General features: G+C 39.6%; 19 protein-coding genes and 1 pseudogene. All 20 read right to left on the bottom strand.

What is annotated here, in order from left to right; all coding sequences use genetic code 11:
- Nucleotides 1-4: 4 nt before the first annotated feature.
- Entirely contained in the window at nucleotides 5-973 is a 969-nt protein-coding gene (locus ACOV1Q_RS09130) for a hypothetical protein (protein WP_168137782.1), read from the bottom strand.
- Nucleotides 974-1,351: 378 nt separating this feature from the next.
- Nucleotides 1,352-4,321 (bottom strand): heavy metal translocating P-type ATPase, encoded by a 2,970-nt coding sequence (locus tag ACOV1Q_RS09135; RefSeq protein WP_424494319.1) that lies wholly within the window; start codon nucleotides 4,319-4,321, stop codon nucleotides 1,352-1,354.
- A gap of 105 nt (nucleotides 4,322-4,426) precedes the next feature.
- Nucleotides 4,427-4,555 (bottom strand): annotated as a pseudogene (locus tag ACOV1Q_RS09140) (heavy-metal-associated domain-containing protein); the annotation flags it as partial.
- Nucleotides 4,556-4,615: 60 nt separating this feature from the next.
- Nucleotides 4,616-5,938, bottom strand: a complete 1,323-nt coding sequence (locus ACOV1Q_RS09145; RefSeq protein WP_424494087.1) for an APC family permease — start codon at nucleotides 5,936-5,938, stop codon at nucleotides 4,616-4,618.
- A 114-nt stretch (nucleotides 5,939-6,052) separates the two neighbouring features.
- The gene (locus tag ACOV1Q_RS09150) at nucleotides 6,053-6,604 is read right to left on the bottom strand and encodes a PRC-barrel domain-containing protein (RefSeq protein WP_424494088.1); all 552 of its coding nucleotides are present in this window, start codon (nucleotides 6,602-6,604) and stop codon (nucleotides 6,053-6,055) included.
- Between the two features lie 440 nt (nucleotides 6,605-7,044).
- Entirely contained in the window at nucleotides 7,045-7,383 is a 339-nt protein-coding gene (locus ACOV1Q_RS09155) for a four-helix bundle copper-binding protein (RefSeq protein ID WP_424494089.1), read from the bottom strand.
- A 110-nt stretch (nucleotides 7,384-7,493) separates the two neighbouring features.
- On the bottom strand, nucleotides 7,494-8,063 hold the full coding sequence (locus ACOV1Q_RS09160) for a helix-turn-helix domain-containing protein (RefSeq protein ID WP_424494090.1): 570 nt from the start codon (nucleotides 8,061-8,063) through the stop codon (nucleotides 7,494-7,496).
- A 109-nt stretch (nucleotides 8,064-8,172) separates the two neighbouring features.
- A complete protein-coding gene (locus ACOV1Q_RS09165) occupies nucleotides 8,173-8,745 on the bottom strand; it encodes a DUF2911 domain-containing protein (RefSeq protein ID WP_168137788.1) in 573 nt (190 codons plus the stop codon).
- A gap of 18 nt (nucleotides 8,746-8,763) precedes the next feature.
- Nucleotides 8,764-9,552: a DUF6503 family protein gene (locus ACOV1Q_RS09170; RefSeq protein WP_424494091.1), complete on the bottom strand. Its 789-nt coding sequence runs from the start codon at nucleotides 9,550-9,552 to the stop codon at nucleotides 8,764-8,766.
- A 201-nt stretch (nucleotides 9,553-9,753) separates the two neighbouring features.
- Nucleotides 9,754-10,209: a heme-binding domain-containing protein gene (locus ACOV1Q_RS09175; protein ID WP_424494092.1), complete on the bottom strand. Its 456-nt coding sequence runs from the start codon at nucleotides 10,207-10,209 to the stop codon at nucleotides 9,754-9,756.
- Between the two features lie 4 nt (nucleotides 10,210-10,213).
- Entirely contained in the window at nucleotides 10,214-10,834 is a 621-nt protein-coding gene (locus ACOV1Q_RS09180) for a DUF3347 domain-containing protein (protein ID WP_424494093.1), read from the bottom strand.
- A gap of 44 nt (nucleotides 10,835-10,878) precedes the next feature.
- Nucleotides 10,879-13,251, bottom strand: coding sequence for a multicopper oxidase domain-containing protein (locus ACOV1Q_RS09185; RefSeq protein WP_424494094.1), 2,373 nt, complete (start codon nucleotides 13,249-13,251; stop codon nucleotides 10,879-10,881).
- 462 nt (nucleotides 13,252-13,713) lie between these two features.
- Nucleotides 13,714-15,456 (bottom strand): efflux RND transporter periplasmic adaptor subunit, encoded by a 1,743-nt coding sequence (locus tag ACOV1Q_RS09190; RefSeq protein ID WP_424494095.1) that lies wholly within the window; start codon nucleotides 15,454-15,456, stop codon nucleotides 13,714-13,716.
- Nucleotide 15,457: 1 nt separating this feature from the next.
- Complete coding sequence (locus ACOV1Q_RS09195; RefSeq protein WP_424494096.1) at nucleotides 15,458-16,705, bottom strand: TolC family protein; 1,248 nt, start codon at nucleotides 16,703-16,705, stop codon at nucleotides 15,458-15,460.
- Nucleotides 16,706-16,707: 2 nt separating this feature from the next.
- On the bottom strand, nucleotides 16,708-20,553 hold the full coding sequence (locus ACOV1Q_RS09200) for an efflux RND transporter permease subunit (RefSeq protein WP_424494097.1): 3,846 nt from the start codon (nucleotides 20,551-20,553) through the stop codon (nucleotides 16,708-16,710).
- 120 nt (nucleotides 20,554-20,673) lie between these two features.
- Nucleotides 20,674-21,090 (bottom strand): HYC_CC_PP family protein, encoded by a 417-nt coding sequence (locus tag ACOV1Q_RS09205; RefSeq protein WP_424494098.1) that lies wholly within the window; start codon nucleotides 21,088-21,090, stop codon nucleotides 20,674-20,676.
- Between the two features lie 289 nt (nucleotides 21,091-21,379).
- Nucleotides 21,380-21,595: a GDCCVxC domain-containing (seleno)protein gene (locus ACOV1Q_RS09210; protein ID WP_168137796.1), complete on the bottom strand. Its 216-nt coding sequence runs from the start codon at nucleotides 21,593-21,595 to the stop codon at nucleotides 21,380-21,382.
- An 8-nt stretch (nucleotides 21,596-21,603) separates the two neighbouring features.
- Nucleotides 21,604-22,950, bottom strand: a complete 1,347-nt coding sequence (locus ACOV1Q_RS09215; RefSeq protein WP_424494099.1) for a dihydrolipoyl dehydrogenase family protein — start codon at nucleotides 22,948-22,950, stop codon at nucleotides 21,604-21,606.
- Complete coding sequence (gene merTP / locus ACOV1Q_RS09220; protein WP_424494100.1) at nucleotides 22,947-23,546, bottom strand: mercuric transport protein MerTP; 600 nt, start codon at nucleotides 23,544-23,546, stop codon at nucleotides 22,947-22,949. The genes ACOV1Q_RS09215 and merTP overlap by 4 nt, the downstream gene beginning before the upstream one ends.
- Complete coding sequence (locus tag ACOV1Q_RS09225) at nucleotides 23,543-23,911, bottom strand: ArsR/SmtB family transcription factor (protein ID WP_424494101.1); 369 nt, start codon at nucleotides 23,909-23,911, stop codon at nucleotides 23,543-23,545. The genes merTP and ACOV1Q_RS09225 overlap by 4 nt, the downstream gene beginning before the upstream one ends.
- Nucleotides 23,912-24,137 lie beyond the last annotated feature (226 nt).

Here is a 24,137-nt window from a genome sequence, read left to right on the forward strand (position 1 = left end):
ACCTCTATTCCTCAACAATCACATTGTTCCAGCTAAAGCCTTCACTTTTCAGTAAGCTTTTTAATATCCTTCTCCTCTCATTCAACTTTTTAGAATCAAATTCATTCAAATAAGATGGTACATCCTGCTCATTTAACTGCTTTCCGATGTTTGGCAGACTCCGGGAAAAATTTTTATCCAGGTTTTGAAGAAAATTGGAAATAGCGGCGCGAAGCAAACCAATCTCCTCCTGTAAATTTTCTCCTTTATTTGAATTGATTATTATAGACAAGGCTTCATCTAACCTCGAAATATTAATAGAAAAACAATCTTTTTCTTCAGAGCGACTATAGTAATGAACAACGGGATAAGCCTGATGGCTCACAGAATGTTGATCCACTAATTCCTGAAGCGTATGAACTTGCTGATAGCTATAGGAAGAGTCTAAGGAGAGTAATTTATTTGCAATAATTTCGGGTTGGTTTCCAAGATTATTTATACTTTTTGCCAAAGTTCTTTTTCTTACTACAGCAGATGAAACAGAAAGGAAGTAAGTCATTGAGCTGGTGAAAAAAATAAACCCAAAGAAAGAAAAACAACTAGTAACTACTTCAAAAAAAGGTGAAACAGGCTTAAAATTTCCCATTCCCAGAGTAGAAAGTACATACCCGGTAAAATAGAGCCGTTCCCAGTTATACGCAGCTCTCCCGCTACTGTTGGTTATAGCCTCGGGGTTTGAAGAATAAACCAAAAAAAGGCCTAGCCAAATAAGGAGAAGCCACACAAAGAGTATCATAAGATTAACAAATAGGCCATGATAATCATAAGCCTTCCTCCCGAAAGTCGAGGCACCAAACTGAATTATTCTATCAGATAAGATTGCCACATTTTCAGAAATAAAACCACCTCCGCTAGCGGAAAGGGTGGTGTAAAAGAAATCATGTATAGCTAATAATAGTATAATGAATCCAAGGATTAGTAAGGTTTCTGACATTTTACTTGATTATAATAATTTAATTAAAACTTAAGGTTTTGCCTTTTGATATAATCCATTGATAAAAAACAAAATTTATCTTGAAAGCCTACAAAAAAAAGAATTATTTGGTGTGACTTCCTTCGCTCCTCTGGAATTAATGTGAACTTTAGGATCGCAGAAGACTTCTTCTGCGATCCACCACCCCAATTCCACAATAACCAAAGAAATAAGAATTAAAAACCATATTCGTCTATTTGTTGTTCTCTCTCTTTTCGATTTCATAGTTCTTACTGAGATTCTTCAATGGGTTATTTAAAGAAGAAATTTTCTTGCTATTCATTTTTTTTAATTTTAATAGCAGTTATTCTTTATCATTACTTAAACTCCTGTAATTACCTAAAGCTTTACAGCTCTCAAACGAAGGGCGTTTGCTATCACTGATACAGAACTCAGGCTCATAGCCAAAGCGGCAATCATAGGTGAAAGCAGGATTCCAAAAAATGGGTACAGCAGTCCTGCTGCAATTGGAATACCCAGGGTATTGTATATCAGCGCGAAAAAAAGATTTTGCTTAATATTCTTCATAACCTTTTGACTCAAAATTTTAGCCTTGGCAATGCCTTTTAAATCCCCTTTCACTAGAGTAATTCCTGCACTTTCAATAGCAACATCTGTCCCGGTACCCATCGCTATTCCAATATCAGCCTGAGCTAAAGCAGGAGCATCATTTATTCCGTCGCCTGCCATAGCGACTTTTTTACCTTCCATCTGTAAGCGCTCTACTTCTTTCAATTTGTCCTCCGGAAGCATTTGTGCTTTAAAACCGTCCAGATTTAAAGTTTCACTAACAGCTTTGGCTGTATCTTCATTGTCTCCGGTTAACATAAAAACTTCCATCCCCAGATCATGAAGCTCTTTGATCGCCTCTTTACTTGAAGCTTTGATCTTATCTGATATGACTACAAATCCGATAATGCCGTTTTCTTCTGCTATATAAGAAACGGTTTTTCCTAATTGTTGTTCTGCTTTTACCTGTTCACGAAGTTCTTCAGAAATTTGAGCGTTTTCCTGCTCCATTAATCTATCATTTCCTAAAGCTATTTTCTTCCCGTTTAATTCTGCGGTAACCCCTTTTCCTGTAACCGCATTAAAATTAGAAACTGATTTTATTTCTATTTCCTTTTCTTCACCGTAACGCACAGTTGCCTCAGCCAAAGGATGTTCGCTACTGCTATTAACCGAGGCTATCTTCTGAAGGATATCTTTTTCGGAAAATTTGGATGATGCAGAAATTACCTTTTCTACCGAAGGTTTTCCTTCAGTGACAGTTCCTGTCTTATCTATTATTACCACATCAACCTTATTGAACCTTTCGAGTGATTCGGCATTTTTAATAAGAACCCCCGATTGTGCACCTTTCCCCACTCCTACCATGATAGACATTGGTGTAGCCAGGCCTAGGGCACAGGGACAGGCAATGATCAATACTGCAATGGCATTAACCAGCGCAAAAACGTATGAAGGTTCAGGACCAAAAATTGCCCAGATAATAAAGGTTAAAACAGACACTGCCACTACCACCGGTACAAAATAACCTGAAATCCTGTCAGCGAGTTTTTGAATTGGTGCCCGGGACCTGCTCGCAGCATTTACCATTTCAATAATTTGAGAAAGGAGGGTTTCTGATCCTACTTTTTCAGCCACCATAATGAAGGTTTTGTTTCCATTTATAGTTCCAGAGCTTACTTTATCACCTACCTCCTTGTCCACCGGAATAGGTTCCCCTGTTATCATGGATTCGTCAATATTGCTTTCCCCTTCCTTGATACTTCCGTCTACAGGAATTTTCTCTCCCGGTTTTACCCGAAGCAGATCTCCCTTATTGATATCGTCTATCATCACCACCTGCTCTTTTCCATCGACTATACGGGTGGCTTTGTTAGGCGCGAGTTTTAAAAGTTCTTTAATAGCTGAATTTGTCTTTCCATGAGCTCGTGCTTCCAGCAATTGCCCCAGCAGAACGAGGGTGAGGATGATAGTCGCCACTTCATAATAGACAAAGACAGTACCCTGTTCTGTTTTAAATTGAGCAGGAAGAACATCGGGAAATAACATAGCTGCCACACTAAAAAGCCAGGCTACCCCTGCACCTATCCCTATTAGCGTAAACATATTCAAGTTCCATGTTTTTATAGATCTATAAGCTCGTTCAAAAAACATCCAGGTGGAATAAAAAACAACAGGAACAGATAGCCCTAACTGAACCCAGTTCCAGTACTCCCAATCCATTAGCTTCAATAGTGGGTTACCTGAAATTATTTCTTCAGACATCGCTATTAATAGAATAGGAATGGTGAAGGCAGTAGCAATCCAGAACTTCTGCAGCAGTTTCTTATAGGTCTTGTCATCTTCATCCACACCTCCTTCCATAGGCACAAGGTCCATTCCGCAGATTGGGCACGAACCCATTTCGTCCTCTACTATTTCAGGATGCATGGGGCAGGTAAACCGCTGAGGCATCTTTTGCGAGGACGGTGCTTCAACAAGATCCATCCCGCACACCGGGCAATCCCCGGGTTTGTTGTAGGTTTTTTCCCCCTCACAGTGCATAGGACAATAAAAGGTTCCAGATCCTCCCGTCGTTTTTTCTGTACTTTTTTTAGACGGTTTTTTAGGTTTCTCTCCCGGCATAGTGATAGAATAAGTTCCACCATCATCCTCCAGTTTTTTCTGAAAAGTTTTAAGTGGAATATGTTTGTCCATCTCTATCACCGCCTCTTCCTTTTCCAGGTTTACCGATACATTAGTGACCCCTTCTACATCGCTCAAAGTTTTTTCCACATGATTTCTGCAACCGCTGCAGGTCATTCCATGAACGGCATAAGTGTGCTTCATCTTTTTTTCACTGCTATGTCCTTCTGAAGGTTGGAAAATTCTGTAATTCGAATCTTTTAAAGCCTCCTGAAATTTAGCAATTTCAATATGGTGTTCCATTTCTACAGTAGCTTCAGCTTTTTCAAGGTTTACCGAAGCCTTTGTGACTCCTTCTACTTCATTTAAGGTTTTTTCGACGTGGCTACGGCAACCATTACAGGTCATCCCGTGAACAGTATAGGTATGCGTCATATTTATGTGTGAACCACCTTCTTCCTCGTTAAGTAGAGCAATTGAATAGCTTCCTTTCGTTTTTTCCAGTGCCTGTTGTAGTTTTGCCACGGGCACATGCTGCTTCATCTCAATTACTGCCTGTTCATCCTTAAGGTTTACTTCAACATTAGAGACACCTTCAACTCCCTGCAAAGCTTTCTCCACCGTACTTCGGCAACCATTGCAGGTCATTCCTGATATTGTATAAGAATGCTTCATCTTTTTTTCCAGCCCAGGCTCCCCTGGCGCCGCCGGGGCAATAGTATATTTTGATCCTTTCAAAGCCTCCTGAAATTCACCAATTTCAATATGGTGTTCCATTTCTATAGTAGCTTCAGCTTTTTGTAGATTTACCGAAACTTTTGTGACTCCCTCTACTTCATTTAAGTTTTTTTCTACATGACTTCGGCAGCCGTTGCAGGTCATTCCTGTTATTTTATATTTATGAGTCATTGAATAGCGTATTTAATTAAAATAATTTACCCTACCATACTGTTAAAGTAGAATTTGTATTTACTCATGAGAATGTATATCAGCTTCCCCTTCATCAAACTTGTTTTTCAGAAAAAAAAATTCAGCAATAAAAATTAGAATAATAGAAGGAACCGCGACATAAACTATGAATACGTCAGTTTGAGATTTTACGACCAAGAAGGCAAGAAGAACAACAACATCAAGAATAATTGCTGTAATCAAAATGGCTGATTTTGCTTTTACTTCCTTTCTCAAGTATCTAAAAACCCCTACATGAACAATAATATCCATGACTAGGTAAAAAATAGCACCCAAAGAAGCAATTCGGCTTAGGTCAAAGAATATAGTCAAGATAATTGAAGTTACTACTATATATACCAACATATGCCTTTGGATAGTTCCAGACATTCCAAGATGACTATGGGGGATTAAATGCATATTAGTGAGCATTCCTGTCATTCGGGAAACTGCAAAAATACTTGCTATCACCCCGGAAACCGTTGCTATAATAGCAATTCCAACGGTAAAGATCAAACCAAAATCCCCGAACAGGGGCCGGGCAGCTTCCGCAAGAGAATAATCTTTTGCATCTATTATTTGAGGAATAGAAAGATTCGATCCTACAGCCAGAGCTACTAAAAAATAGATTACCACACAAATTGATAAAGAAATTACTATAGCCCTACTAACGTTCTTGTGAGGCTTTTCAATTTCACTCCCGCTATTGGTTATAGTAGTAAAACCTTTATATGCCAAAATAGATAAGGCAAGTGCAGCAACATAATCAACAATGCTGTTCTTGTGATCTTCCGAAGGAACAGCCGCATCAAGATCCACCCCCGAAGCCCAAAGAGCTCCAGCTGCAAAAATAATTAAACCTCCAATTTTTAAAGCTGCCATGTAAAGGGAGATTTTTCCAATCGCTTTATTACCAAGAATATTTACAACAAAGGCTATTATAAGTAATCCTACCCCTAAAGCTGGAACCCAGAAGCTTCTTTCACCCGCATCAAATAGCTGCAAGGTGTAACTTCCAAAGGTCCTGGCGACCAGACTTTCATTAATAATCATAGAAAAGGCCATTAGCAAAGATGCCGCAGCTGTAATAGTTCCTTTGCCATAAGCCTTTTGCAAGTACATAGCTATCCCTCCTGCTGAAGGATAAGCGTTGGACATTTTGATATAAGAGTAGGCACTAAAACCAGAAATAATTCCTCCCAGGATAAAAGCATAGGCAAAATATTCTCCGGAGAGTTCAGCTACCTGCCCAAGGAGCGCAAAAATCCCTGCACCAATCATTACACCTGTACCCATTGCCACCGCACCGGTAAGGGAAAGGCTGTTCTTTTTATATTCAGACATATAATTTTTTAGAAAAAATTATCAATTAAACTATCAGTGTTAATTTCAAAAAGCAGAAAATTCCCGGCTTTCATTTATTAGCTGAATTCCATTCTAAGCTGTACCTGAACTTCCTCAATCTTCATCAGAACCGAAAAAAGTGGTTTCATTGAAATCCTGCTGGTTGTAAAAATTCCCTTGCGTATAACTGGTTGCTTCCTTTTGTTTTGAGGAAAAAATTAGAAGAGTCTCCTTTTCATCTTCAATAGCGAGACTTTTTACGTTTTTATAAGTGGGTAATGTTTTTAGTTTTTCAAAACTTACTTGTTCCTGAACAACAATTTTTTGTTCCTGTTGATTTAGTTCTGCTCTTCCTATGGGAATTAAAACATCCTTATCCTCTTTTACATTTATCTCTAAACCCACAACGAGGTATCTTATTCTTTTCTGAGTCTTGTCGAACAAAAAATCCTTCATCTTTCCCACTCTTGCTCCAGTAGTATCAACTACCTGCCATCCATAAATATGGGAAAAATGATCATCAATTTTGTAGTTACTGTTCTTAAGCTCTTCCAAATGCTCAAGTGGTGCAGAAATTTCATTAGGATCTCTTGAGGTACTTCTTTTTATATCCTCACCAACCTCATCATACTTCCACTTCTGTATCATTATTCTGTGTCTCGTCATAATTTCAATTTATTTTAGTTTAACTGGCACCCCTATACTACCCGCGACAGAGCATCGGTTTTTTCTTTATTAAGGGAAGAGTTAAAACATTAATTACATTCCGTTGCACAGTCGACAAGAATTTTAAGAAGATTCTTGTTGGTCTTTCCTGTTTCCAATAAATTAAGGTTCAATGCTTCTCTCCTAAATTAGCCATAAGAGAAAATAAATACCATAAAAATTATAGGAAAAACATTCAATTTTAATGAATTATGAAAATTTTAGCTTTTTAAATTCCAATCATTACATCTGTTCCCATTGCCACCGCACCGGTAAGGGAAAGGCAATTCTTTTCATATTCAGACATTAATTATTCAGAAAAAATTTTGAATAAACTTATCAGTATAAACTACAAAAAGCCCGGAATGCCGGACTTTTTATTTTTTACAGCATTACTTTGATTAAGCCGCAAACTCTCTACAGGCTTCTGCACACTTCTGGCAGATTTTCATGCACGGCAGGCATTCCTGCTCATGATTTGTATGATTTCCACATACCTCTGCACATTCATCACAAATGTCGGCACATGCTTTAGCAAGATGTTTGGCGTGAGATGAATTCGACGCTACAAAACTGACTGTCGCATAACAAATTTTAGCGCAATCCCGACATAATCTCACAACACGTGCAAGAGCATCGGTTTTTTCATTGTCGAGTGTAGCGTCAAAACAGGTATCACATTCTGTTGCACATTCGGCAAGAATTTGAAGTAAATCCTTATTTGTTTTTCCGGTTTCCATAATATTTATGTTTAATGATTTACTTCTAAAGTAGCCATAAGAGCAGATATATTCCATAAAAATTATGGGAAAAACGTTCATTTTTAATGATTTATAAAAATTTTAGCATTTTATATAGTATCCAAGTCTACATCCCTTTTGTGTTTTTGAAGTCTGTAATCGGTAGGACTTAAACCGGTTATTTTTTTAAACTGGGTAGACAAATAAGTTGCACTGCTGTAACCCGTTTCCCTGGCAATTTCTGAAATATTTAGTTCATTATATTCAAGCAACTCTTTTGCACGTTCTATTTTTATTTGATTCTGAAAGTCTTGTATAGTCTTACCTTCTATAGCTGTAAAAATCCGGGTAAGATGGCTATAATCACACAATAAAGTGTCCCGTAAAACTTTGGATAATTTTCCGCTGCCATAGTTTTCCTCTTTATAAATACGTGCTATAATAATTGATTTTGTCCTGTTCACCAGCCGCTCATTTTTATCGAAAAGAACCTCAAAACCAACTCTAAGGAATTCTTTCTGAATGGCAGACAATTCCTTTAAATTAAGAGGTCTTTCCAATACCGCCTGCCCTAAGGATACTTCCTGATACGGAATTTTTAATCCTTCCAATATTTCCCTGACACTACTCTTGCACCGTTGACAAACCACGTTTTTTATATAAAGTACTTTTTCTTCCATATTTGTAATTTCTATTACTATTGAACTTAATTCCACTCCATACTACAGGAACGGTTTTAGGGTAAAGTTGCCATTGTTAAAACAAAAGCTTCATACCTGTTTTAAGCTCTTACTCAATTAAAACTCTGAATGGAATGGTAATTTTGGCATTTTCCCAGGATAAAGATATAGTTCCTTGATCCTCACCTTCTTTTTTCACATCATACTCTAGTGCTTCCTGTGTTTCCGCCAATTCTTCAGGTGTGACATCCATACTAAGTACGTTCTCGCTCTCATCATATTCATCCTTTCCATGCTGATCCCAGCGGGAATTGAACATGACTTTCCAATTTTCTTTTCCGGGAACTGTAAAAAAAGCATACTTTCCGGCAGGCAATATTTTATCACCAATTACCAAATCCTTATTGGTTTCTATCCACGTGGCTTTGTGAGCTCCGGCCTGCCAAACAGTGTTGAAGCCTACTAGTCCACCAAAAATTACCCTGTCACGCACGCGTGGTGAAGAATAATCTATATGAATATGAGCCCCATCAATTATGGCCATCGTACTGGTATGCGGACTTAATACCTCTTTGTTTTGTGTTGTCACCTTTTCGGCCTGGTGGTTTTCATGTTGCGCCTGCATTCCACTTGTGGATAATAACACGAGTAGCACGTAAAAAATGTATTCTGTGGTTTTCATGGAAAATTGTGTGTTTAATTAATTGTTTTTATTAATGCTTACGCTAACATTTTCAGTTTGGATATCAGAGAAAAATTCTAGCTTTCCTGCTTCATATAGGGAGTCCAAATCACGTAACGGTGTGGAAAGGTCGTCGGTTTTGTAGTTTTGGTAATCTAGAAACCTTATTCCTTCTACTAATCTTGGATTTACAGCTTTCCTGAACCTTATCCCCCCGTCATTGGTGAAAAACCTGTAGGCTAAATAATCTACCGTGAAATTTTCCTTGTGGATCCAGTATAAGAATTCATCCTCAAAATCTGTCCCTCCACCTTCCTTTCGAAAGGTGACTTTAACTTCGTAATAGGTATCCCCTTCCACCTCATCTTCCCCCAACAGTTCTTTGTTGGCCGCAGGAGAATTAAGCACAAAAGGCACCTGGACAAAATAGTGGACCGAGTTTACCCCATCACTTATCCGGGTAACCATGGAATCTGGAACAGTGACAGCTTTACTGTTTACAAAACGTTTCAGACCCTCATTATCCAGAACATCATGTGTGGTATTACCGGTGGAATCCTTTACAATACGCTCTAACCGGAAGATGTCCCCATTGCGTTTGCTCTTATATCTCCTGTTCCTAAAAGTGAAATCGATTTCAGCACTTTCATAGTTCCTGCCTCCCGAGGCCTCTATACTTTTCTCTATAACTTTCTCGCCTTCTGATTTCTCTTCGGAAGTGCCACAAGAGAGCGATAGTACTGAAACCAGTATTGCAGTTATGACTTTATTTTTGTGACACAAGGTCTTCATTTTAATTTCTCCCATTTTAAAGTATTTAAGTTGGATCCTAATAAATATCACTAGATAACGATGGGCTTTTCTTAATTTTAGCGCTGTTTTTTTTGAGCAATAATTATAATTTTTATTTGTTGCTGAAAACTCTTTATAAAAACCCTGCACCTGAAATATCAACTAACCAATTAAACAAACAATTTTCCAGGCACAGGGCTGAGGGGTAATTTTCTTTCACCTTACTTCCTTGGCCAAAGAATCCATCCAGGCTATGAATTTTTTCTTCTCCTTATCCGAAAGTTTCGCATCCCAATGGACCAGGGTATAGGAAGAAAGTGGCATTTCTCCATCTTCCACCTGGCTGCTTATAGAACGTAATTTGCTGCTTTGCCGCCGGGAAGAATACTCCCCGAATTCACTAAAATTCAATTCTGCCTTACCTTCCTCTATATGATCGTTCAGATACCAGGTAAACGGCTGGATCTTATTATACCACGGATAATTGGTATTATTGCTATGGCAGTCATAACAAGAGGTTTGCAGGATGGTATTGATGTTTTCCGGCACCTCGTAAATTACCGTAAAATCTGATTTAGGTATATAATCATCCTGATTGAGTTTAGTGGGAATAAACTGTATTCCCACAAACGCAACCAATAAAGCCAGGCCGATGATCTTCAGAAATTTCATTTAATTAAATTTCTTTCTGGACCTTTCCACAGGTAAGCATACTTTGCCCAAAATAAGGGTTTCTTATTTCTTCACTGGTACTCAACCAGATTGCCCCTTTGTTGTCATTATACATGGGACAAAACTGTTGGTAAAGTGTCCCGGAAGAACCTGTTATTTCTAATAAATCTACCAGGTCTACGCTCAAAATGTCAAAATGCTCCCTTTGATGAGCCATATCGCTCATTGTAATATGTTCGGCATGTTCTTTGGCATCTTCAATAATTTCGGTCAGTTCCTGCTGCTCTTCGGCTTCATAACTGCTCATATCAAAGTTTTCAAAAGATGCTACAAGGTTTTTACCAGCTTGCGCAGCCCCTTCCGAATTATCGTCTACCAGGGCATCTTTTAATTCCATATAATCATTAACAATGATTCCGGCTTGTGCATCTTGATTTTCACTGCCAGACATATCTTCTGAAGTTTGTGATCTTTCTTCCATCATATCTGAACTCCCGTTCATAATATCATGGTTCATTTCTGAATGATCTACATTATCTTCTTCATTCTGATTTTTACAGGATACTGCTGTAAAACTTGCAAATACTAACATTGCGATTCCTAAGTTTACTTTTAGATTCTTCATTTTTAATTGTTTTTAATTGTTTTTGAATTACTATTGATTATTTATTAAAATCTTATGCTAAGTCCACCCCCGGCACCAAACCGGTTGTCATAGCTTCCCATGATTGAAAAGTTTTTTGCCAGGAAATATTCGGCTCCCACGGTGAAGACTTCTTCTTTTTCAAAGTTTTCCCCTTCGGAAAGTTCATTTACCCAGCCAAAATCTGCCTGGAATTCATATTCTCCAAAGACTGCAATCCTTCGGAAAAGCAGAATTTCCCTGCTCAGGCTTATTTGTGGGCGCAGCTTATTGTCCAGGCGCACATCCAAATTGAACATATAAGGTGTGAAATACCTAATTCCTGCTATAGCGGTAGTAGCAATTTGATCCAGGCTATTGGCACCTTCATTTTCCACATTTACCCCACCAAAAACCCTAAACCAGTCGTTTAAATAGCGCTCATAAGTAAATTCTGCCTCCAAATTTTGATTCCAGCCATATTCCCCGGTTAGGGTGAACTGGTTCCTGATGTTGGTGGAAACGATGTTCAATTCCGTCATATGGGAAGCGACATCCACCAATCCCCAGGTAAAAAAGTGATTGCTCGTATTGGTGAGGATCTTGAGGGGATGATCCTCCAGGCGTTCATCCCTGGGGGTATGGTAACTAAAAATACGTGCCATACCAGAATCCAAATGGTACAGAATATGACAATGAAAGAACCAGTCTCCATATTCATTGGCATCAAATTCAATCACTACTTTTTGCATAGGTGCCACATTCACCGTATGTTTTAACGGGGAATATTCCCCGTGTTCATTTATGACCCTGAAAAAATGCCCATGTAAATGCATGGGATGGTGCATCATTGTTAGGTTGTTCAGGGTTATACGGGTTACCTCCCCCTGCTTTATTTTTATTTTATCACCTTCAGATAAAGGGACACCGTTTAAACTCCATATATAACGCTGCATATTACCTGTTAAATTCAGGAGGATCTCCTTAACGGGTTTATCTTCTAGAAAATCTGTTTCTTCAGGAGCTTTTAGGTAATCATAGTTATATTCTGAAAACATGCCGCCTTGCATGTTCATTTCCTGATCCATATCCATTTTCCCATCATCGCCCATATCATGATCCATTTCTTTTTCAGCATCCTTATCCATCTTCATGTTTTCCATCTCCTCCTTAACCATTTTTCCATGGTCCATCATCATTGTGTCGTTGGATTTTTTCATTTCATCCATCTCCATTTTACCGTGTTCCATACCTTCCATTCCGTTCATCTGCATACCGTATTTTTCTGCCGTTTCGTACGGTGTTTCTTTATCCGGATTGAATTTCATTGCAGGCGCTCCCATTCTCATATCCATGGCTGCCATTTGTTTCATCATCTCAATTAGATTTGGTTTGGGCACACTGGGTGCAGTTAAAACTTGCCCCTGACCAAGAAATGCCGAGGTTTGGCCGGTACCGTCCTGTGCACTAGCCATAACTTCCAGTTTTCCGCTCTCGGGAATGGTAACAATAAAGTCATAGGTTTCAGCTACGGCAATAAACGTGTTGTTTTTTTGTACTGGCACCACATCAAGCCCGTCTGCAGCAACAAGTATAGGATCGTCTTCTCCACCAAAAGTCAGCCAAAACTGAGTGGAGGCAGCTGCATTAATGAATCTTAATCTTACTCTTTCCCCCGGTTTAAATTCAGGATATTCCCGGCTCTCGGCTCCGTTAGTAATGAAAGCAGGATAATACACATCTGAAACATCCATTCCTTCCATTCGCTGTTTCCAAAAATTCAGCTGAGCCCCCAAAGCTCCCCGTGCGATCACCCTGTTAAGAGGAGTAACAGTATTTTTCTTTATCCCATACCACTCATTGCCTCGTTTTAGAGTTTTTAAAACATTTTTTGGTTTTTCGAAAGTCCAGTCTGCCAGGACCAGGACCAGGTCTGAGTCGTAATCAAGATCCTCCTCAGGGTCTTCAATTACAATTGAACCATATACTCCATTTTGTTCCTGTAGTGCGGTGTGGGAATGGTACCAGTAAGTTCCTGCTTGCTTTAAAGAAAATTCATACGTAAAAGTTTCTCCCGGTTCTATAGGAGGAGTTGTGAGATAGGGAACACCGTCAAAAAAATTGGGAAGTAACAGGCCGTGCCAATGCACTGAGGTTTCTACATCCATTTCATTTTTAACGTGAATTACAGCATACTCCCCTTGTGTAAACCTTAAGGTAGGGCCGGGAATACTGCCGTTAATGGTCATCCCCATTTTCTCCTTTCCCCCTATTTTCACTTCCTCCTGATCTATGGTAATGTTGTATTCCCTTACCGGTAGATTATTAACATTTCCTTCAACAGATTGTTGTTGTTGCTGCTGGGGATACATTCCCCATGTAATTCCTATAAATCCAATTAAAACATAAAAATTCTTCATAGCTTTCGTTTTTTCTAAAATACTACTTTTAATCTTTGTCATTAACCCTTTCCACCTGTTTACAAATTTTTTTAAGCTAGTTGACCACTATGCTAGTGCAAGCCATAAAGAGATAAATACTGCTGCCAGAAAAAGACCTGAAATAATGAGAAAAGCATATAACTTATCTTTTTTAGTTACTTTGGAACCTTCAGATTTTCTTTTTTTCTTTTGTTCCCTCCTGAACTTCCTATCCCCTTTCATAAATTTTTCAATTTTTGAGCTAATCTATTGTTGTTTTGTGCCTGCCAACGGGTTGGAGAATTTGTAGGGAGCTCCAACCCATTCCTGCAGGACTTTAGTTAACTATTTTTTATCAAATTACCACATCATAATCTTTCATTACCCAGGTAGTAAAGGAGTATTCTTTTAGATTTTTAAACAATAGCTATCTGGTATTACTTTCATTTAAAATGTTTACTATTAATTTATTGTTTTACTAACTTCTCCACATCGCAGCATTGAGGCACCGTAATACGGGTTTTCAACTTCAGAAGATTGGCTCAGCCAATCGGCTCCCCTGTCATTATTTGCCATTGGGCAATGCAACACATACATCGTTTCATTTGAAATCTGAAATGTTTTGACCAATCCTATAATGGTTTCAGATAGATCGATAAACGCGTTACGCATTTTAGAGATATCTTCCCCGGAAGAAATGTTCCTTGCGGCTATACCAAGTTCTTTTCTGTAACTATCCCACACAGTTTTAGCATCTTTGTCTAAAGTGGAGGTTTGGACATTTTTGATAACTTCTTCCAAAGCAGTGGCATTTACTTTCGCCAACTGGGAATCATCTTTTACCAAAGCCTCTTTCAAACTTAAATACGCATTTGTAACCTTAGTAAGCTCCTTCTCTGCCTCTTCCTGAATAGTAACCGTAAGGGTATTGGGACTATTTTCTTCTTCCAAAGAAGGGTTCATCATACTTGGCCTGCCCGACAATTGAACTGCTGCATCAACCGTAAAGGCTCCATTGGAGACAATTTCTTCTCCCGGCTCCAACCCTTTTTCTACTATAAAGGAATTTCCCAGGGAAGGGCCTAAAGTGATTTCACGAAGTTGGAAGTTTGCTCCTCCATTTTCTACATCTTTTGCTTTTACATAAACAATAGATCTTTTCCCGGTCCATAACACTGCCGATTTTGGTATTACCAGTTCCTGGATATCTGGTCTTCCAAAAGAAGTGTTTGTTACTATTCCCGATGCGAACATTCCGGGTTTAAGCCTGCCCTCTTCATTATTAACTTCAACACGGGCAGTAGCTACGCGGGTTTGGGAATTAAGCAGGGGATCTACAAAACTAATGGTACCTTCAAATGTTTCCCCGGGAAAGGAATTGATGGTAAACTCTATCTCATCTCCTTCTTTTACTCCCGCAAGCTGTCCTTCATAAAGATCAAATAACACCCACACTTTAGACAAATCTGAAATCTCGTAAATTGGCATTCCCCGCTCTACATAATCTCCCAGGTCCACCATTTTTTCAGTCACAATTCCATTTACATCGGCTCTTATGGAGAAACGGTCCAGTGCATTACCACCACTCAGGATCTGCTCAATTTGTGCTTCCCCTATTTTCCAGTTTCTCAGTTTTTGTTTGGCGGCTTCAAATAATTCCGGCTGACTCTCCCTTATGCTTGCTGCCTGCAAAAGTTCTTCCTGCGCAGTAACAAGTTCAGGTGAATAAACAGTTGCCAGCGTTTGTCCCCGGTTTACACTTTCTCCTGTAAAGTTGATGGAAAGTTGCTCAATCCTGCCTGGAATATGGGTAGATTGGGAATAAGAATTTCTTTCGTCTACCTGTACTTTTCCATTTAGTCTTATTTCGCGGGACGCATCTCCCTGTCCTACAACCATCGTCTGGACATTGGCGAGTTTCATGGCATTTTCGCTCATTTGGTAGCTCCCCGAATCATCGCCTGCTCCGGTTGTTTCCAGCGGAATAAGATCCATACCGCAAATAGGACAATCCCCCGGTTCATTTTGGCGAATTTGAGGGTGCATGGAGCAAGTCCATATCTGGTTGTCCCCAGCTTCGGAATGGGCGTGCTCATCATCAACTAATCGGGCTGCATTATCGCCACCAAAAACCAGCCAACCTATAAGGAATCCGAGAATAAGAATTCCTCCAATTTTTATTATGTTTTTATATTTTGAGTTCATTTTATTCTGTTTTAGAGGATAAATATTCCATTCTTGCTTGTGCCGTCACTCCATTTCTTATTGCCTTGAGGCGCTGGGTCTTGAGCATAATTATATCTTGATTCATTCTCAGGACTTCATCAAAATTCCCGGTAGCAGTACTGAAGGCGGAAATAAGAAGATTGCTTGCTTGTTTAGAATTTTCAATTTGTCTATTGTAAAGGTCAATTAACATCCCACTTCTCTTGATTTCAAACTTGGTCATCTCATACTGTGACCTCAGTTCGTTTTTCTGCATTTGCTGTTCCTGCTCCATCGCCGTGGCCATAAATTCGGCTTCTTTTCCCATAGCTTTATATTTTTTTCTAAAAATGGGCAAGCTCACTGAAACCATGGGCATTAGCATATCCTGGCCGTTCATGCCTGGCATTGCCATAGGGCTTTTTGACAAGATGGTATAATCCAGGCCCACGCCCAGCATGGGCAAGCCTTCTTTTTTTGCCACTTCTTCCTGGGTTTCATAGGACTCCTGTTGTTTTTCAAATTGCTGCACAGTGGGATGGTCATCAAAAAAGATTTCCTCATCCACCAAAGCTTCATTTTCAGCAAAAATCAAGGTATCCTGAATTTCAACAATTTCTTCAGGCTCCCGGTTGAGCATCGCATTAAACTCAGCTTTGAGAGGACTTAATTGATCTTTGAGCAATTCAATTTCGGTAGATGCCCCATCACGTTCAATATCAATCTTTACCACGTTGACCATTGCTGAATTTCCACTTCGAAAAGCACTAAGCGTCAATTCCCGGTAAGAATTAAGGATTTCCAGATTTTCTTCCTGAAGTTCAATGGTTTTACCGACTTCGTACAATTCAGCGTACATCGATTTCACCCTGAACAGCACATCATTCCTGGCATCCAAATACTGCTGAAATTTGGCCTCTGCCATTAAATTGGCGGCATCTTCCTTTTTGCTCAATGTCCCGACCCAGGGAAACATTTGCATCAGCTGTAAATTTGCTGTTTCAGTGCCCATAAGTGTTTCCATTCCCCCAAAGGCACCCGCCGTTAAAGTGGGGTCCGGCAAGCTCGAGACCTGCGGCGCCCTTTGCATGGCAGCTTCAAATTCGGCATAAGCCGCCTTTACCTTTGGATTGTTTTCCAAAGCTACTTGTAAATAATCATCCAGTGTTTGTGCCTTTACCTGAGGGATGTAAATTCCGCAGAAAAGCGTCAGTAAAAAGACGATCTTATATTTTTTTATTTTTTCCATTTCTAATATTCGTTAATTTCATCCGGCACCCGGGAATCAGGATAATTCTTCACCACAGATTCCCTCCAATATGCCTGTAGCACAGGTACCACGAAAATTGTCATAATTTGAATGATCATTCCGCCTACAATTGGAATTGCCATAGGTACCATTATATCGGCCCCTTTACCTGTAGATGTAAGGACCGGGAATAGCGCAATTATAGTAACCGCTGTGGTCATCATTGCCGGTCGAACCCTTTTTAACCCGGCTTCCATCACTGCACTACGCACGGCAGGAACTGTTTGCGGATTTCGTTTTTCAAATACCTGGTGAATATAGGTCCCCATTAACACTCCGTCATCTGTCGCTATCCCGAAGAGAGCTATAAAACCTACCCATACCGCAACACTTAAATTAATGGTGCCCATTTGGAACAGGTCCCGCATATTCACTCCGGAAACAGCAAAATCCATAAACCACGGCTGCCCATAAAGCCAAATCATAATAAATCCACCTGCAAAGGCCACAAAAACTCCGGAGAAATGAATGGTTGACGCAATAATGGTTTTAAACTGAAAGTACAAAAGCAGGAATATGATGATCAAACTTATAGGAATTACAATTGCCAAACGTTTCACTGCCCGCACCTGATTTTCATAATTCCCTGAAAATTTATAGCTCACTCCTGCAGGTACTGTCAATTCCCCTGAATCTATCTTATCCTGAATAAATGCCTGGGCATCGTTTACAACGTTTACCTCGGCAAAATCGGTACGTTTATCAAACAGCACGTATCCTACTAAAAAGGTTTCTTCACTTTTTATCATTTGGGGGCCGCGAGTGTATTTCAGTTCGGCAAGTTGTCCCAGTGGGATTTGTGCTCCGGCCGGAGTGGGCACCAGGATCCTTTCAATACTGGAAGGATCATCCCGAAGTTCCCTTGGATAACGCACACGTACAGGATAACGTTCCCTTCCTTCAACAGTAGTGGTAATTTCCATCCCGCCTATTGCCGTTTCAAGTGTTTGCTGAACATCTTCAATGCTAAGGCCATATCGGGCAATAGCATTACGGTCAATATCTATTTCTAAATAAGGTTTTCCCACTGTCCTGTCTGCAAAAACAGCTTCAGATTTAACCGATGGCACCTGCTTTAAAAGCTCTTCCAGTTCAATTCCAAAATCCTGAATTGTTTGCAGGTCAGGGCCATAAACTTTTATGCCCATAGGAGCACGCATCCCTGTTTGAAGCATCACCAGCCGTGTTTCAATGGGCTGTAATTTAGGAGCTGAAGTTACCCCGGGAAGATCCGACCTGCTTATGATCTCATTCCAGATGTCATCAGGGTTTTTGATATGTTCCCGCCAGTTACGATAATATTCCCCATCCTCATCTGCAATAAGGTCTTCTTTTAAAACTCCTCTATTAATTGCATCTTCATTGGACAAAGTATCTCCTGATCTCAGGATAAAGCGATTATCTTCGTCAACTTTAAAAGCCATTAGATCTCCATCTTCTGAAAGCAGGTACTCCGGTTTGTAATTGATTATGTTCTCATACATAGAAATAGGGGCCGGGTCCAAGGCACTTTCTATTCTTCCGAGTTTACCTACTGCAACATCTACCTCCGGAATGGCTGTAATGGCAATGTCCAGTCTTTGCAACGTCTCCTTAGAGGCTTCTACTCCTGCGTGAGGCATGGAAGTGGGCATCAGTAAAAAACTTCCTTCATTTAATGAAGGCATGAACTCCTTTCCAACCCCCGGAAAAGTATGCGCCATTGCATTCCATCCTGAAGTGGTGCGAATATTCCAGCCTATTCTATCAAACCCATTAGCTACCGGACTAAAGATTTTAGGAAATCCAAGCCATATCATAATCCCGATAAAAATGGTAATTACCGGAACCAAAAGAAAAGCCCCTTTGTTCCCCAAACACCAGCTTAAAATTGGCCGGTAAAATTTGACAATTCCCATAAGCACCAGCAGGGTAAAAGCCAGTAAAATAATCACGAAGAGATAGTTAGAAAACAAAGAATTTTGATGCCCCAGCGGAACCCATTCTTCCGTTAGGAAAAATAAAGTAACAGCCAGGATTATAAATAAAGTTATCTGGGTTGAATATTTTCCTAAAAATTGTGGATTTTTATCTTCCAGAAGCCGTAAAAGGCCGATAACCACCAATGCAAGGGGCAACCAGAAACTAAAGTAAAATGCGAGAAACAATCCTGCAACTATCAGGATAATGTTCCAAATTCTTACCATTCGCGCCTTTTGCAATCGTATATTAAAAGCAAAGTATGAAAGCATCGGGAGGATCATTATCCCTACAAGAAATGCTGCTGCAAGGGCAAATGTTTTGGTAAAAGCCAGCGGCCTGAACAATTTCCCTTCAGCATTTTCCATGAAAAAAACGGGAAGAAAACTTACAACAGTGGTTGCCAAAGCAGTAGTTACCGCAGGAGCAACCTCAACGGTTGCTTTATAAATAGTTGCGAGTAATTTTTCGTCTTTAATACCGGCATTCTTTTTCATTTCCAGATGCCGGATATTATTTTCAACAAATACAATCCCTACATCTACCATTACTCCAATTGCAATGGCGATTCCCGATAGCGCCACCACATTGGCATCTACCCCAAAATACCGCATGGCAATAAAGGTGATCAATACGCCTATGGGCAACAAGCTCGAAATAATAAGAGAAGCCCGTAAATTAAGAACCAGTACTATAATTACGATTATACTAATCAGGATTTCGTCGGAAAGTGCACTTTCAAGGGTGCCCAATGTCTCATTAATAAGCTCTGTCCTGTCGTAAAATGGTACAATGGTAAGTTTACTTACAGTTCCATCTGCCAGGGTTTTTTGTGGGAGTCCGGGGGAGATCTCCCTTATTTTTTCCTTGGTGTTTTCTATTACCTGTAAAGGATTGGAGCCATATCGGGCTACTACAACCCCACCTACAACTTCGGCACCGCCTTTATCCTGAATCCCACGACGTTCGGCAGGTCCCAGAGTAACCACCCCAAGATCTTTTATTAGAACTGGTGTATTGTCAACCGCTGTTACTACAGAATTTTCTATGTCTTCTATAGATTCAATATAACCCAGACCGCGGACCAGGTATTCCACCTTGTTAATTTCCAGGGTTTTTGCACCAATATCACGGTTGGAATTCTGCACCGCCATCATCACCTGGTCTATCCCAATATTGTAAGCTTTTAGAGCATCTGGATCAACATCTATTTGGTATTCCTGGACAAAACCACCTACTGAAGCTACTTCCGAAACACCGGCAGTTCCGCTTAAACCCAGTTTTACATAATAATCCTGAATAGATCGAAGTTCATTCAGGTCCCAGCCACCTGTAACATTGCCTTCAGGATCTCGACCTTCAAGTGTATACCAGTAAACCTGTCCTAATCCTGTGGCATCAGGCCCCAGGGTAGGTTGCACTCCCTGCGGAAGCAGATCGGAAGGAAGGGAATTTAATTTTTCCAGTACCCGTGTGCGGGACCAGTAGAATTCTACGTCTTCTTCAAATATTATATAGACAATGGAAAATCCGAACATGGAAGTACTCCGGATGGATTTTACCCCGGGAATTCCAAGTAAAGTAGAGGTCATAGGATATGTGATTTGATCCTCAATATCCTGTGGAGAGCGACCCGGCCAATCGGTGAACACGATTTGTTGATTTTCCCCAATATCGGGGATAGCATCTACCGGAACAGGATCATTAGGCAGAAAGCCCAGATCCCAATTAAACGGAGCTGTCACAAGCCCCCAGCCTATCATGAAGATAAGCAGCAGGATAGTAACCAGCCGGTTGTAAAGAAAATATTTTATGAATTTATTGAACATTCTCAAATGTTATTTAATGATTTTTGTATAAATAATTGATGTACATAGATCTGCAAGGATCACATCAAAGACAGAATATCATTAGGTTAAAATCCTAATGATCCTAAAATCATTAAATAATCAAATAAGGAAAACCTGGTCCAACACCTGTATATCGGTGACCAGTAAGGGTGGGGTGTAATCTTTATTAGGAACTGCCTGTAAGGGAAGGACTTCAAAAAGATTAATATAAGAATAGGTAAAAGTGGCAAGAAAAAGCTGTTGGTCAAAATCAAGCGAATTACGAGAAGCTTTTAATTCATCTTGTCCTTCAATCGCTATTTTTTGATTTTCGCAGCAAAATTCCTGCTCTACAGAATCCTCAGTTGTATCGGAATGCTCGTGCATTTCCATTCCGCAACTTTCGGCCTCAGAAAATATAGCCATATCCACTAACATACTTCCACAAAAATGTTTGTCCACTGTAAAAGAAGAGGTAGAGAACAACACTAAAAGTGCCATAGCAACGGAAGTAATATTATGAAAAGCTTTTTTCATGAAGCACAAAGGTAAGGCTTTTTACTATTTAATATGAACTAGTTTCTTTCACTTTCGTGGAAAAAACATTCGAATTTTTGTACAACAAAAACTTAAGTGGAACTTTTTAGAAATTTTGGCAAGAATGAATGTGAACAAAAAATTCCACCACTTTAATTGTAAAATCTACTGGAACTTGGAATTTTAAATAGCGTCTTTTAAAACAAGGTTGTGTTAAATCAACTTCTGAGATAATTAAAATATTTACCTCAAAAAACTAAAATTTGACATGAAAATGATTTTTCCAATTTTAAGAGATTTTACAACATGAATTTGATGCCTGAATTGGCGGACAAGCAACAGAGCCGTAACTGCAAAATACACAGCAGTCGCCCTCAAATGGTTTTATAACAGCTTCACAGCTGGAGCATTTATAAAAGAATTGACAAGCATCTGTGGGCATAATTTCTTCCCTGGCATTCTTGCAATTAGGACATGTAAGGATTGATTTTAGAATAGGCTCCATATCTGGTTTTATAACATTGATGTGATATCCGAACCCATTGTCGGATATGCATAAATCATTTTCTTTAAGTCTCGTACTGGTATCGCTTTGTACATCGCAAGTGAGAAGAAGTTAATTGTTTCTTCTACCCCTGGACCAATGAGATGAGCTCCCACCAAAGTACCTTTATCAGTGTCTATTATAGTTTTATAAGCATATTCCTGGACATTGAGACGTTTAGCATTGAACCATTCTGGGACCGCTCTACTGTTCACTTTAATATTTAATCCAGCTTTCTCCGCTTCCACTTGAGTTAACCCTACCGAAGCCATAGGTGGTAGGGTAAAGACAACTGAAGGCATAGGTGGATATTCTGGTTTCTTATTATTACCCTTTAATATGTTGGAAGCAATGACATGACCTTCATAAACAGCTACCGGGGTTAATGGAAGCCCATCGGTATCGGCAGCGTCACCAGCAGCATATACGGATGGAATCGAGGTACTTTGTAAGTATTTATTGACCTCAACTCCTTTTTTGTTATAATTTACAGATGCCTTCTTCAAGTTCAAGTCATTAATATGGGGTACTCTTCCCGCACTGTTGAAAACAGCTTCAGCTGTAAACTCTGTTTCGGCTTCATTTGTTTCACCAATTACCGTATACCCTTTTGTGTTCTGTTTGATTCCAGTGACGTTTGTTTCAAGCACCAATCTTACTCCAAGTTTTCTGGTGGCCTCCGACAAATGGTGAACTATATCCTTATCAAAATTCTCCAAAGGGCGAGGTCCCCGATGTATGATTGTGACTTCTGCTCCACATCTTTTAGCTATATGTGCAAACTCAAAGGCGATGTATCCACCACCTATGAAGATTAAAGATTTCGGCAGCTCCTTCAGGTTTAAAAAATCTGTACTGGTCAATGCATAATTGCCACCGTCAAATTTCAACTGGCGTGGCCTTGCTCCAGTGGCAATAACAATCTTACCTCCCTTTAAAATTTCCGAATCAATTTCGACTGAATCATTGTCGATGAAGCGAGCGGCACCGTGATAGGTGTCGATACCATTGTGTTTGTATCCTTTCTCAATTTTTTCAGGCATTGCATCTACAAATTCCTGTTTAAAGGCCATAACGTCCTTCCATTCTACTTCAGGAACCGTATTAATACCCTTTCCTGCCAGACGTTGAGCGAAGTCTCTCACTTCGGTAGCACCAATGATTATCTTTTTTGGGTCACAACCACGAAGAACACAAGTTCCACCATAAGGTAGCTCATCTGTTAAGGCAACTTTTAAACCTTTGGATGCACACTTATTCGCAACGGTCATACCTGACATTCCTGAACCTATTACTATAACATCATATTGTTTCATAGTTCTTGATTTTTTGTGACTTTATATCCTGTTCGTTCAATAGCCGTCTTTACTTCTTCAATATTTGTGCGGGTAGTATCAAATTCGACTACCGTATTACCATCTTCGTAAGATACTTTGCAGGAAACAATACCGTCTAGCTTGTTAACTTCAGATTTTACAAGACCCTCACATCCTGCGCAGGTCATACCGCTCACTAAAAATTCCGTGGTCTGAATGTTTTTCTCCTGCACGAAAACAACCTCCTTTTCATTGGAAGGATAAAAAGCTTCTGCATAGTAAGGGAATGCCAGACTCAGACCAACAAAAACAGTTACTCCACCTAAAAAGGTTCTTGATTGGAAGAATGATGTTCGGTATTCTGTGTCGCAACCACAGTCCTCCTCCTTGACAGGTTTAATCTTAAGATACCAGGCAACAGCCAAAGCAATAAGGGAACTCACAACAAGTTGCCACCTTAAAGGCTCCAACCATTCAAAGGCACCTGCCATACTACCTGTTCCCGCTACTATAGCAAGTAAGGGAGTTATGCAACAAAGGGAACTGGCAATACCAGTTAAAATCCCAACTCCCAGTAAACTGTTTTTAGCTTTCATATGGCTTCAGGTTGATGGTTCAATAAATAAAAAAAGGGAGCAAGAAGTTCCCGATGGTCATCCCGTAGCGAGTAAAAGATTGTCTGACCCTCCTTTTCCGATTTTACAAAATCCCTGTCTTTCAACTTTCGTAAGTGTTGCGAAACTGCTGGTATGGTCATGTTCAGAATATCACTTAAATCACAAACACATAACCTTTCTTCTGTCTTAAGAACATACAGCATCTTTAATCTTACGCTGTTACTTACCAAAGAGAGCTTATCGGCTAAAGCCCCCACTACCTCTTCAACTTCTGATATTTGTTCTTTACACCGCCTGATTTGATTTAAATCGGCCTCTTTCCGTATGCAGCTAATGTCTTTCATAAAACAAAAATAAAAAATTATTTAAGCAAGTACTTAATTACATGCAATTTTTTGTCCGGCTAATTATTTACGACATCCAAGAGTGTAAGACTATTTTTTATTTTTCAAGTGGCATCATTTTTTAAGGCAACTAATCAGTTATCTGTAGGAAAGAAAATAAAGAAAATCGCTGAATCATTTTTGTCGCTGATAATTTTAGGATAAAAAAGTAGGATAGGATGAAGAA

Source organism: Salinimicrobium maris (assembly GCF_049680855.1).
In the GTDB taxonomy this organism is placed as follows: Bacteria; Bacteroidota; Bacteroidia; order Flavobacteriales; family Flavobacteriaceae; genus Salinimicrobium.